7 protein-coding genes and 1 tRNA gene are annotated in these 11,141 nt (G+C 55.9%); all 8 read right to left on the bottom strand.

What is annotated here, in order from left to right:
* Positions 1–85: 85 nt before the first annotated feature.
* Positions 86–538, bottom strand: a complete 453-nt coding sequence (locus K0B87_08070; GenBank protein ID MBW6514695.1) for a threonine/serine exporter family protein — start codon at positions 536–538, stop codon at positions 86–88.
* A complete protein-coding gene (locus tag K0B87_08065) occupies positions 539–1,330 on the bottom strand; it encodes a threonine/serine exporter family protein (protein ID MBW6514694.1) in 792 nt (263 codons plus the stop codon).
* Positions 1,327–2,886: a hypothetical protein gene (locus K0B87_08060; GenBank protein ID MBW6514693.1), complete on the bottom strand. Its 1,560-nt coding sequence runs from the start codon at positions 2,884–2,886 to the stop codon at positions 1,327–1,329. The genes K0B87_08065 and K0B87_08060 overlap by 4 nt, the downstream gene beginning before the upstream one ends.
* Before the next feature lie 86 nt (positions 2,887–2,972).
* Complete coding sequence (locus K0B87_08055) at positions 2,973–5,228, bottom strand: DNA internalization-related competence protein ComEC/Rec2 (GenBank protein MBW6514692.1); 2,256 nt, start codon at positions 5,226–5,228, stop codon at positions 2,973–2,975.
* Between the two features lie 14 nt (positions 5,229–5,242).
* Positions 5,243–5,788, bottom strand: coding sequence for a hypothetical protein (locus K0B87_08050; protein ID MBW6514691.1), 546 nt, complete (start codon positions 5,786–5,788; stop codon positions 5,243–5,245).
* A 347-nt stretch (positions 5,789–6,135) separates the two neighbouring features.
* On the bottom strand, positions 6,136–9,225 hold the full coding sequence (locus K0B87_08045; GenBank protein ID MBW6514690.1) for a GNAT family N-acetyltransferase: 3,090 nt from the start codon (positions 9,223–9,225) through the stop codon (positions 6,136–6,138).
* Between the two features lie 71 nt (positions 9,226–9,296).
* A tRNA-Asn gene (locus K0B87_08040) sits at positions 9,297–9,371 on the bottom strand.
* Positions 9,372–9,781: 410 nt separating this feature from the next.
* Positions 9,782–11,023 (bottom strand): T9SS type A sorting domain-containing protein, encoded by a 1,242-nt coding sequence (locus K0B87_08035; GenBank protein ID MBW6514689.1) that lies wholly within the window; start codon positions 11,021–11,023, stop codon positions 9,782–9,784.
* Positions 11,024–11,141 lie beyond the last annotated feature (118 nt).

Here is an 11,141-nt window from a genome sequence, read left to right as displayed (position 1 = left end):
CTTCGAGAGGCTTTCCCTGCAGCAGTTTGAGGATGCGCTGCTCCAGGCTGCTTTGTTTGGCTGATTTATACATGTATTTAAACTCCTAAAATCTGTTTCTGAGCCGGAAGATCAGGTTCGTGGCGCTGCTCACGATGGCGATGGCCATGGCGATCGTCCCTGAGATCAAAAGCACCTTGTAGCCTTGTTCCGAGGCCAGGGCTGTGTTTCCGGCGATATAGGCCCGCATCATGTAATATAGGCTGCTTCCGGGCACGAGGGGAATGATCACGCAGGTCACGAACACGGAAACCGGCGTCTTGAGCAGCCGGGCCACGATCTCCGAATAGCTACATACCAATATAACCGAGCCGAAGATGGAAAACATGAGCGACTTGCTGAAATAGAGGATGATCAGGTAAAAGGCCCAACTCAGTCCACCGCCAAAAGCCAGCCAGAAGATCTTGCGGCCCTTGAGGTTGACGCGGATGGAGAAGCCCAGGATGGAAAGCGCCGCCCAGGCAAACTGCATCAGAGTGAATTGGTCAAAGGGCTTCATCTAAAACCCCCAGAATGCCCAAAGCATCAGCATCACGCCGCTGCCCGTCGCGATGGCGATGGCGATGAACAGGGCTTCCACAGCCCGGGCGGTGCCGGAAACGAGGTCCCCGCTCATGGTGTCGCGGATGGCGTTCACAAAAGCCAGGCCTGGCACCAGCAGCATGATCCCGCCGATGATGATGTTATCCAGCTTGATGCCGGGCACGACGATGTCGATGAGCTTGGCAAAGGTCACCACACCCGCGGCGCCCAGGATATGCAGCAGAAAGTTGTTGATCTGCAGCGTGGCCAATAGTTTGAGGGACAAGCTGACCAGCACCCCGACAATATAGGCAACCCCGAATTCTGCCCAGGATCCGCCAAAAAGAAGGCAGAAACACCCGCTGGTGAGGCCACCGCAGAGGATCGTAAACCATTGGGGCCAGGGCTGTTCGCTATCGATACGAGTCAGCTCGGCGCGAAACTCAGCAGGCGTTATATTGCTGGTCTGCTCGTCATGGATGTTCCGCTCCAGATCGTTGACCAGTCCAGTGACCCGGGTGATCTTGCCCAGATCGATGCGCCGGTTGTCAACCCTTTTGATGCTCGTGCTAACCTGGCCTTCCTCGTCCCTCACAGAGAGGAAAATGCCGGTGGGGGTGACGTAGGATTCGGTGTGCGGATAGCCCGTAACAGAGCAGATCTTGCGCATCATCATTTCCACCCGGTTGGTGGTGGCGCCGCCCTGCAAAAGGATGCGTCCGATCTCCAGGGAAAGCTCCGTGGCTTCCCGGCTGTTCAGATTGGTCATAAGTCTTTCTTCCCGATGTATTTAAGAATCTCTTCTGGCAGGCCGAGGATGCGGGCCACCCTGACAGCGCTGAAGGGCGGGGCCTGGTTCTTCTTCAGGCGCCGGAGGCTGTAATCCATGGCTTCATTGAGCACTTTCAAGCGCTGGGTGGGGCTGATGGGCTTTTGGGACGAGAGTTTGGCGGTATCCAGACCGGCAATGCTGTATTGGGCGAGGCCATCCAGCAGGGCGGGAGCTGTGAAATGGGTCGCGGCAACGCACATGTGGCGCGTCGATGCAAGATGTCTCAACACGGCCGAGGCCAGCAGCTCGCCTTCGGCGGGATTGGTCCCGCGGGCGAACTCGTCCAGCAGGAAGAGGGTATAGCTTTCCTGCTGAAGGACTTCCGTGAATGAGACCACCTCCCTGCCGAAACTACTTAGGTCGGCGCTGGAAGCCGCATTGTCCTGATTGTACCAGATATTCTCAAAGACCGGCAGTTCGGCCTCCGCACAGGGAAGGGGGATGCCCAGCCGGGCCAGCCAGCAGAGTTGGCCGATCGTTTTCAGGATCGTGGTCTTGCCGCCCATGTTCGGGCCGGTGAGCAAAGAGACGGGCTGGTCAAAATCGTAATCCACGCTCTGAAAGCGGCGTCCGATCTCCTCCAGATGAAGCTTGAGAGGCAGGTTCACCGCCGCCTGGATGCGGACGCGTTGTTTCCTTAACAGCTTGGGAACGCAGCAGTTGTAGCTGAGGGCAAAATCCGCCAGCAGGAAGCGCCAGCCTACCTGGGCCACAGCGCTGAGCGCGGAATTCAAGAGGGGCAGCTCGCTCAGGACCTTGCGGGAAAGCTCTTTCAGGACGCGGGTTTCCTCCGCCTCCTGCTTTTGGGCCACCTTGCCCAACTGCCGCTTGAGGTCCAGGCAGAGCTCATCGTCCGCGAGCGTAAAACCATAATTGGCAACGCTTTCGGAGTTCAGAACAAAGAATGGCGAGTGCATGATCCGTTCCGCCAGCGCAGCATCGGACCGGGAGAGAACGAATTCCTCCTTTAGCTGCGGGAGTTGGAGTTCGCGGCTGGCTTCCTGCAGCAGCCTGGCCCGGGCGTGTTTGAGCTTGTCGCCCAGTTCCAGGCGCGTGGCCAGCAGTTCTCCCAGCTTGGGAGAAAAAGCGCCCGATACCCTAAAAGACGGCAAGCCGCTTCCCTCGGGGTCCAGAAGCTGGAAGAGCGGTCCAAGGTCTGGGAGCAAAAACTGGTCCATCCAGCCTTGTTTGCGGCTGAAGCCGTGCAGGTTGCCGTAGTGGTAGAGAAATTCCTTGAGCAGGAAAAACTCATGCAGGGCAAGGGGATACGCGCTTTGCCGGGTAGGCGGGCTAAGCCTGGGCAGATGGGCAAAAAGCTCGCGCAGGGTACGGCGCTGGGCGTCCTGGCCTTTTAGCAGTTCCAACAGCCCAGCCAACCGGGTGTACCTGTCCCTGGCTTCTGAAAACTTGAGGGCCCGGCGCTTGAGTTCGATACTTTTCACCTCGTGGAGAAACTCCCCCGGGGCATCGATCAGATCGAATATCTGTCTCATTCCCAAGGCCTTGCTGATCTGCTCGGACATAAATCTCTTACCTCCCAGGCTGTTTAAAACATCAAAGCTGTGAACTGCCCCCACTGTCAATCTTTTTGTGCGAAAGGCACGTAAATCGTCCCCTCGGAGGTGCTGCGGATCCTTTTGGCATATCGCCGGAAGGCGTCCAGCGGTTCGGGATGCGGGAAGCCCCATTGGTTGCGCGCGGAAGCGGTTATCCACACCTCGTCCGGCCGCACGGCGCGCACGAATTCCCGGCTGCTGGAAGTGCGGCTGCCGTGGTGTCCGGCCTTGAGATAATCCGCTTTGAGCTCTTCCGGATAGTGCAGCAGCAGATGGGCTTCCGCGTCTGTATCCGCGTCCCCGGTAAAGAGATAGCGCTTGTCCTGATAGTCCATCCGGAAGAGCAGCGATGATGCGTTGGAGCTAACGGGAAAGAAAGAGCGATCCGGATGCAGGAACTTGAGTTTGGCCCCTTGGATGGCGAAAGTGACAGTATCCGTCACGCAATGTACGTTGACGCCTTCCAGAAGGCCGGTTTGTTCCCAATCCAGCCATTTGGGGTCACGCATCGTTTCGTCAGTAACGATCAGGTTGCGGAGCTTGTGGGCCGAAGCGAGGTCCTCAAAACCGCCGGAATGGTCGGCATCCAGATGGGTGAGCACCATCCAGTCCAACTTGCCTATCCCTTTGCGCTGCATCCAGGGCAGCAGTTTGCGCGAGGCCCAGCTTCGTTCGGCGTTCCAATGCCTGGGCCCGGTATCCACCAGAAGGTTGGTCCCCTCAGTCAGGCGCACGAGGATGCAATCCGCTGTGCCGGAATTAAATACGTAGATGCCACCCTCTGGGCGGGACTTCAATCCTGGCAAGAAGGCCAGCAGCAGACCCAGACTGGCAAAGGGCAGTATCTGCCAGCGGAACTTCATATTTTTCAAGCAGTTAAGCAGGGCAAATACCAACAGAAAACCACCCAGAAGCTGCCAGCCGTTGATCCAGGTGTTTTCCAGATAGAAAGGCAGCTTGGCCACCCACTCCATCCAGGCCTCAAATATCAGCAGGACAAGGCGATAGCTGCTTACGAAGGCCGCACCGAGGAAGTTTCCGCCGGGCAGGAACAGTACCAGGAAAGAGAGGGTTAAGAGTAAGCCCGACAAGGGGATGCCGATGACGTTGCCCAGAATGCCATTGAGGGAGCCGGTGCCAAAATAAAACAGGGTCAGCGGTAGGATGGATAGGCCCACAATCAGGTTCAGGAACAGCAGGTCCAGAATTCGGCTCAACCTCAGGCGGAGTGAGTCGTTGGGCAACGCCCTTTCCTTGATCCAGGTAATTCTGGGCAAGGCCAGGATGATCACCCCAATGCAGAGGAAGGAAAGCTGCAAGCCTATGTTGAACAATTGGTTGGGACTCACCACTGTGATCACCAGCAGGCTCAGGGCCAGAAGCTGCGCCCCGGCCATGGGAATGCTGCGCCAGCGCGCGATGATCATGATCCCGATCATCAACGCGGCCCTCACCACTGCTGGCGACCAATGGTTCAGCGCGGCATACAGGGCGATCAGCACCAGAAAAACCGCCTCCCCCCAGCGCCGGGGAAGAAATGAATTGAGCAGGACCATGCAGATGGCGTAGACGAACCAGACGTGCAGCCCGCTCACCACGATCAGATGCACCATGCCGCTGCGGGTGAGTTTATCCCGATACATGCCCTTGGCGGAAGTGTCCGATAGCAGCAAAGCCTTGGCGAAACCAGCATCCGCGCCCAGCTTGGCTTCCAAACCTTCCAGCAGCCGCACTCTCCAGGCTGCGATGGGCAGAAAGCGCCCTGCCCGCGGGACTTCGCTGAGATTTTGCCGGACGTAGGCGCGGTGGCGGGCGGTGTAGGTGTCCAGCACCGGATCCTGTTTTCCCGGAAGCACTTCCAGCAGCGCGGAATAGAGCTGCCCGGTCTTCAATTCGCTTTGGCTGAAGAGAGAAAGAGGTTCCCGGATCCGCACCCCGGCCAGTTCTTCCAGCCGGATCTCATAGATCCCCGCCTCCCGGGACAAAAGCTTGGTGACCATGAAGTTGGCATCCTGCTGAATATGGTTTTGGCGCAGGAAAACCTGGTCCAGCGCGGAAGGTTTTTGGTCCGCAACAAAGCGCAAAGCGCCCAGCACGAGGCAAAGCAGCAGGAGGAAAACGGTTCTTTGGGAACGGAGCAGAAAGGCCGAAACTGCCACTCCGGCCGCGAGCGCAAGCCAGAGCAGAAAAGGGACATCCGTCGCCTTGCCCAGACAGATCCCCAGGCACCAAAGCAGCGCCGGGACCAGCAGCGGAGCGGGCAACTTATTCTGCCGCATCTATCTACATACTGTCAACGCCGGTTGAAGAGACCCAGGATCAGGCCCAAAGCCAGGGACCAGAGCGCCGCCAGTCCGATGCGCAGTGGTTCCGCCTGCAGGAAAGTGACCGTGTGGGCGGGGATCCAGAACCAGAGCAGGGAGAGGAAGCTTTTATCCAAACCCTTCCAGTTCATTTTGCGTTCCCCGACGTTATCCAGCAGGCGATGCGCCAGCACCAGGAAGAGGCCGAACTGCAGATTCATAAATGCCGAGATGGCAAAGGCTTTGCCCAGCGTTCCCAGAGTTGGCAGCATGGCGTGCGCCTCCAGATATTCCACGTAGCCGGTGAAGCCTTTGAAAGCATATTTGATCGCTACGGCCAGCAGCGCCCAAACGACCATCTTCCAAGCAGTTTGGCCGAAATTGAAAGGATAGCGGAAACTTTTGCGGATGATCCATTTGGATATGACCTCGCCCAGCGTGCCCAAAATGGCAAACTGGACCATCGCGGAAACGATCGGGGCGGCCTGCACCCAATTCAGATAGAGGCCGGGCAGGGATGACAAGAATTTTGTCATTTATTCTCCTTGTCGCGGGAGCGCAATTTTATCTGCGGATTCCACGGGAAATCCAATGGAATATCTTCCTCCCGGGCAAAGATTTCTGTCAATCAATTTCTTTATGGCTCCCTTTATCAATACGGTGTCAATACGGACTCACTACGGACTTTGTCCGTAATGAGTCCGTATTGACACCGTATTGATAAGGGGGGCGGGAGGTTGAGTAAATACTTAATCAACTGTCAGTCAATAAGTTTGGGCACTTGTACGAAACGACGGAAGAAACGGCCTTGATAATGGTAACGGCATTTATCTGGCCGGTGGCTCTTTCAGGCTCTGTAACTATCACTGGGAGAGTTGCTTGCTCACTCAGCGCCAAAACGCAAGGCCAGAAGCTGGGAGAAGGCGTCATGCCGCCAGGAGCGGTCTCCCCAGACCAGAAAGAGGGGCGGCAGGAACTGGGGTACCTTGTTCAGCAGGCGGCTGTAAACGTAGGTGCCTTGTGCCAAAACATCAGTCGTGGCCTGGAAAAATCGATAGGTCTTGCGGGAACTGAGAATGTGCAGCACCTCGTCCCAGGTATCCGATCCGCTTCGGGTGTGGGAGACATCCTTGCGGAAATAAAAGCGATCCCGGCCCGCGTAGATCCTCTGCCAGGCGCCATCTTCGCCGGGTATCTCCACAAAGCCGGAAGACAGGCCTCCCTCAGGCGCAAAGAAGGCGTAGAGGGGAAAGTGGGCATAATCGGCGCGGCCATATGCACTTACGATCTCGACTTGGGCAACCAGAAGGGGCAGGCCGGGCCGGGAAAGATAATGCTGGCGATAGACCAAACCCTGCAGGGGCTTGAACTTCCCGATGCTGGTGGTGATGGCGATTCCCTCCCAGAGATTGCCCCAATTGTCGCGCAGGCGGGAAAACCCGGCCTGATGCCGCTCCGCCTGCAGATCGATCAGGCTGATCTGTCCGGGGCGAACGGAAAGCCCGCCCAGAAAAGGATTGTAGCTGCCGCGGGGGGCAAAATCGGGATAGCCGCTGGCCAGCCATTCACGCCCAGCCTGGGTGAGGGAAATCAGGCTGGGCAGGCAGGCTTCTTTCGCGGCTGAGAACTGCAGGCATCCGTTGTCCAGACTGATCAGGCCAGACGGGCTGGAGGGCATTGTTTTCTGTTTCAACTCTCCCCGGCTGTGCAGGATAACCTGTTCGCGCAGAGAGGAATAGAGCGGTTGATTCAGTTCGCAGGAGAGTTTTTCCAGAGTAGGTTTGGACGTAAGCGAGAGGATGAATTTACATTCCCGATTTTCATCCGGGCGGGCCAGTTCAGTCAAGCCCAAAACCGCCCCGGAGGAATCTTTCAGGCAGATCTTGCCCGCCAGCACCTGGTCCTGGCGCAGAGTCAGCACCGCCTCGCATGTTTCTCCCACACAGGGGTTTCCGCCGTCCACAACCAGTTCCAGGGTGGGATGGATGGGTTCGGCGGGCAGATGTTGATTGAGGGCCAGATTGCGCACCTGAAGAGCGTTTGGGAACGCGTCCAGAAAGATCCGGAAGGGTCCTGCAGTCTGGTCCTCGCGCCCCGCCACTTCTTTCAGGTCGAGCTCCCAGGCCAGCCACCAGCGGTTGATGCGGACTTTTTCACCGGGCGGCCAGATCATGGCCACGCTGGAGTTTTCCGAACCCGCGAACACCCAGTTGGCATCAGGATCGAGGGGCAGCAGATCGTTGAGTTCCCTGTCCGGCTGGTCGGCTTCCAGGCTTAGGATCCGACCCCCGCTTTGATAGGTGAAACCGGTGCTGTCCAACCCGATCTGGAGCAGTGCCTTCAAGTCCTCTTCCTCCGGGAGTTTGAGAACCCGGAGGCTGTATTCCAAAAGGCCTCCCGGGTAGAGGGTGTAGAGCAGGGCAAACTCGCAGCCAGGCTTGTGTTTGCTGGCAAATCTCATCCGCAGCTGGTTGGCCTGTCCGAGGGCTGAAACCTCGGCTCCGAGGGGATCTTCGGTCTCGAATTCATCGCTATAGGGCAGGCCGATCTGGGGCGGGTTGAGGTTCACGTTGTTGCCCCCTGCGGCTTGGAAGAAAGCCATGTTGCGCTTGTGGTCCTGCCAGACGAACAGAGAATTGGTCCCGTTCAAGAGCTGGAAACGCTCCGTTGTGACCGCCTGGTCGGAAGAGCCGTGCATGGGAAGCATGATAACCGGCTGTTTGGTGAATTCGATCTCCCGTCCCTTTTCCGGCCGGGCTTTGACCCGCACCCGCGGAGCATAGACGCAGGCCGCTTCAGGCCTGAAGGGCAGGGGCAGAATGGCCCGCTCCCCGGCTTCCAGATGGATCCGGTGCTCCGATTCCAGCAGTTTGATCCTCTCCTGCTCCGGAAATGAGATCTCAAAAGAGCAGCTCACGGGGAAATTGTTCTGCAGGTTCAGGTAAATAGTGGATGGGCGCGCCGGAAAATATTCACTCAGTTCTTTGCTGAGATCCAGGTCCAAGGGAAAGTGGATCTTCAGGCCGGTCTTGAGTTCCAGCCTGGCGCCGTTGATCAGGGCCTCGCAGCAGACGCCCTGCATGCTTTCCCATTCGCTGCGTTCCGTGGCAATCGGTTCGATCCGGAAGCGGGAGGAGATCTCTTGCGTACCTTCTATCTCAGCTTGAAAATCCAGGCTGTGCCGCACTTCCGCGTCGTCTTTGCCCTTCAAGGCCAGGCGCAGGGGCTTGCCGCTGAGATTCCTGATCCGGTAGCTGACCGGATAATCGAGGCCAAAAACGGGTTCCGAACCAGCAGGCACAGTTTGAAGCTCGTAATCTTCTGTGGCCAGTGAGAAGATGCCCCGGCCGCGCTTTTCGACAGCGACCCGGAGCCGGTGTCCCTCCTTTTCCCAGACATGGTCATAAAGCTCGAACCCGCTATCCAGCCTGCCGTCGGGAGTCGGCTCCAGCTCGCGTTTGAAGTCAGCGTACCAGTCAAACCATTCGAAATGGGGCTTGAGCAGTTCGCTGTTCAACAAGCCGGGCAGAAAATTCATCAGATGGGTGGTGCCGGATTCCATGCGTTCCCAGAAAAAGCCGCATTTCTTGTACAGCGGCATGGCTTTGAGGTTTCCCGGCCAGGTGAAGAGGTCGATGCGGGCGTAGCCGAGTTCGCTGGCCCGGAGCACGCAACGCCGCACCAGTTCCTTGCCGATTCCCTGTCCGTGGCGCGTGGGCAGCACGTTCAGCATCTCGATGTAAGCCACGCCGCGTTCCTCGCTATAGGCGCAAAGCCTGGCGTAGCCGATCACTTCGGTGCCTTCTACAGCAAGATAAAGGTTCAGATAGGGTGAATTCTGCTGTTCCTGCAGCACCCTGGCTTCGCTGCTGTTCCAAAACCTGCCCATCCAGCCCTCGGCGCTGCGGTTCCACATGTCCGCGATCGCTTTGGCATGGCGGGGTTCGTATTCAACGTAGCTTATCTCGGCCATGCAGCCTCCTCGTATAATGTTTTGGGTGACAGTCAGGTCTGGGAACTCCCGGATAAATATGGCAAAAAAAATGGCTCCGGAAGAGGGATTCGAACCCCCGGCCTAGTGGTTAACAGCCACCCGCTCTACCGCTGAGCTATTCCGGAACGCATAGTTAGGGTAAAATCCCCAGACCCCCTGTTTCTGTCAACAGAAAAAATGGCCGCGACCGGGAAGCGAGATTTGGCGAGTATAGAGTATCAAGTAAAATTGCAAATAGTATCACTTTCGTTGCAAATCGCTGTTTTCGATGAGACCCGAGTTTCAACCTTTTTACAAATCGGTTTCACCCTTTTTGCAAATCCAGGATCAAGGTTTTTGCAAATCGGTTTCAAGGTTTTTGCAAATCCAGTTTCAACCTTTTTGCTAATTCATTAGTTAGTGCTTTGACAGTAATCAAAAAACAGCACAATAAGTCTGAAACAGTTTCTGCTGATAACATAAAAACGTCCCTACCAATTCTTTTAGAAAAAAAGCCCGGGAGTAATCCGGGCTTATGTTTCTCTATCAATCGAGGTTATTTCATCAGCATGACCTTACGAACGTTGGTTTTACCTTCTGAATCCAGCCTGATGAAATAGATGCCTGAGGATACGTTGCGGTTGGTGCCGTCCCTTCCATCCCAAACTATCTTATGATGTCCACGGTCCAGTTCGGTGTTGATCAGGTTTTTTACCTTCTGGCCGCGGATATTATACACGTTGAGCTTGACCCGGGCTTTTTGCGGAACGCTGAATTCTATCGTCGTGGACGGATTAAATGGATTGGGGTAGTTACTGGATATGACCGGCACAGAAGGAACAGGGATGGCGTAAGGTTCCCCGTATCTCAGAGTGCGCAACTGGTCCCAGTGCAAATCGTGGTATGTCTTGAATGTTTGTATATCCGGATACCTGTATTGGGTGTACTTGGTGGTAAGCGGCTTTTTATCATCTTCAAGAGCCGCGAGCTGCAGCACTATCTCCAGGTCAAGCACCGCCAGCAGTGAATCGACTTCACTGGTGGGGTAATCCAGCCGCAACTGGATCAGGTCTATGGCGCTTTGATAGTCCCCGCTGACAATGAACGATTTTGCCAGGTACTCTTCCAGCAATCCGCATAAACTGGGATCCTCAGTTTCGTATTGAAGTACTTTAGCATCGAAGTACACAGTTGGGTCCCAGGTGGGATCGTTGACCAGTTCCGTGAGCCTGTACACCCCATCCGCCGCGCTGGCCAGATGGCGTAGTTCCTGCTCCAGCGGACTATTCAGAATAGCCTTGTATAGCTCCAATGCCTGGTCGTATTGCCCCTGTGATTCCAAACCCAATGCCGTGAAGAACCTGTCGTTTTCAGGGGGTGGCGCGGGCATATTGGGCTCAGGATCATAGGAATCAACATATACATTGTCCGCGTACAGGGGGTCATTTACTGTTACCAGCATATCCTGAAACCAGTTCCGGCTGGCATTGATTTTGTTATGGGGTGTTGGGTAACCAAAGTACTGCGGGTCAAATTCAAAATCAATGGCAGAAGTGCCGGCGCCCTGGTCCAGATGATAGAAATCGTTATGTCCTTTGAATAGTTGTATCCACGCTTCATAGGGCCGTTCGTCAAAGAATTTGATATTGCTTTCCAGGCTGTTCAATACGTTGTTCGCGTTGTCCAGCATATTCAGATTCGACTTCGCGTGGCAGACAATACCGTAAACGGGATAGTTGAAATAGTTCCTTTCCAGCCTGTGGTTGGACCCCCGGCTTTCAATACCGGTATTATACAAGATTTACATTGACAAGCCATAAAACTTGATTATCTTGTCCCATAACTTTGATTAAAAGGAGTGGGACATGGGACGACACAAGCTAAGCATCGATGCAAGCACTTTGGAATCGATAGAG

This window comes from Candidatus Syntrophosphaera sp., assembly GCA_019429425.1.
In the GTDB taxonomy this organism is placed as follows: Bacteria; Cloacimonadota; Cloacimonadia; order Cloacimonadales; family Cloacimonadaceae; genus Syntrophosphaera.
The sequence above is the reverse complement of the archived record's forward strand: the minus strand, read 5'-3'. Positions and strand labels throughout refer to the sequence as shown.

Excerpts from the sequence above, each read along its gene's own strand:
- K0B87_08065 (MBW6514694.1), bottom strand. The coding sequence starts at position 1,330 with ATGACCAATCTGAACAGCCGGGAAGCCACGGAGCTTTCCCTGGAGATC.
- K0B87_08060 (MBW6514693.1), bottom strand. The coding sequence starts at position 2,886 with ATGAGACAGATATTCGATCTGATCGATGCCCCGGGGGAGTTTCTCCAC.
- K0B87_08055 (MBW6514692.1), bottom strand. The coding sequence starts at position 5,228 with ATGCGGCAGAATAAGTTGCCCGCTCCGCTGCTGGTCCCGGCGCTGCTT.
- K0B87_08070 (MBW6514695.1), bottom strand. The coding sequence starts at position 538 with ATGAAGCCCTTTGACCAATTCACTCTGATGCAGTTTGCCTGGGCGGCG.
- K0B87_08045 (MBW6514690.1), bottom strand. The coding sequence starts at position 9,225 with ATGGCCGAGATAAGCTACGTTGAATACGAACCCCGCCATGCCAAAGCG.
- K0B87_08050 (MBW6514691.1), bottom strand. The coding sequence starts at position 5,788 with ATGACAAAATTCTTGTCATCCCTGCCCGGCCTCTATCTGAATTGGGTG.